Genomic DNA, 1,050 nt, shown 5'->3' with positions numbered 1-1,050 from the left:
GGATCCGGGGTGCGGCGATGCAGTGCCGCATCACGACCGAAGACCCGGCGAACGGGTTCCGCCCGGACACGGGCCGTATCACCGCGTACCGCACCCCGGGTGGTGCGGGCATCCGTCTCGACGGCGGGACGACGTTGGGTGCGGAGGTGTCGGCGTACTTCGATTCGATGCTGGTGAAGCTGACGTGTCGTGGTCGCACGTTCGAGGATGCGGTGGCGCGGTCGCGGCGGGCGTTGGCGGAGTTCCGCATCCGCGGCGTCTCCACGAACATGTCGTTTCTTCAAGGTGTGCTCGCCGACCCGGATTTCCGGGCCGGTCATGTCACCACCTCGTTCATCGAGGAGCGCCCGAACCTGCTCTCTGCGAACATCTCCGGCGACCGCGGAACGAAGATCCTGCGGTATCTGGCCGACGTCACCGTCAACTCCCCGCACGGGCGGCGCCCGACGGAGATCTACCCCCGCGACAAGCTCCCGGCGACCGACCTGAGCGTGACTCCGCCGGCAGGGACGCGGCAACGGTTGCAGAATCTCGGGCCGGACGGTTTCGCCCGGTCGCTGCGGGACCAGCGGGCTCTGGCGGTGACGGACACGACGTTTCGTGATGCGCATCAGTCGTTGCTCGCCACGAGGGTTCGCACCACCGGCCTGCTGGCGGTGGCGCCGCATGTGGCGAGGTTGACGCCGGAGTTGTTGTCCATCGAGTGCTGGGGCGGTGCGACGTACGACGTGGCGTTGCGGTTCCTGCACGAGGATCCGTGGGAGCGGTTGGCGGCACTGCGGGAGGCAGTGCCGAACATCGCCCTGCAGATGTTGCTGCGCGGGCGTAACACCGTCGGTTACACCCCGTACCCGGAGAAGGTGACCACAGCGTTCGTCGAGGAGGCGGCGGCGACGGGTGTGGACATCTTCCGCATCTTCGACGCGCTGAACAACGTCGACCAGATGCGCCCGGCCATCGACGCGGTCCGTGAGACGGGAACGACGATCGCCGAGGTGGCGATGTCGTACACCGGTGACCTGTCGAACCCCGGCGAGAAGCTCTACACCC

General features: G+C 67.6%; 1 pseudogene. It reads left to right on the top strand.

The annotated features are described in order from the left end of the window. Positions 1–1,050 (top strand): annotated as a pseudogene (locus tag RU01_RS20175) (pyruvate carboxylase); the annotation flags it as partial.

Source organism: Rhodococcus sp. MEB064 (assembly GCF_000834565.1).
Lineage (GTDB): Bacteria > Actinomycetota > Actinomycetes > Mycobacteriales > Mycobacteriaceae > Rhodococcoides.
This window is presented reverse-complemented; position numbering and strand designations above follow the sequence as displayed.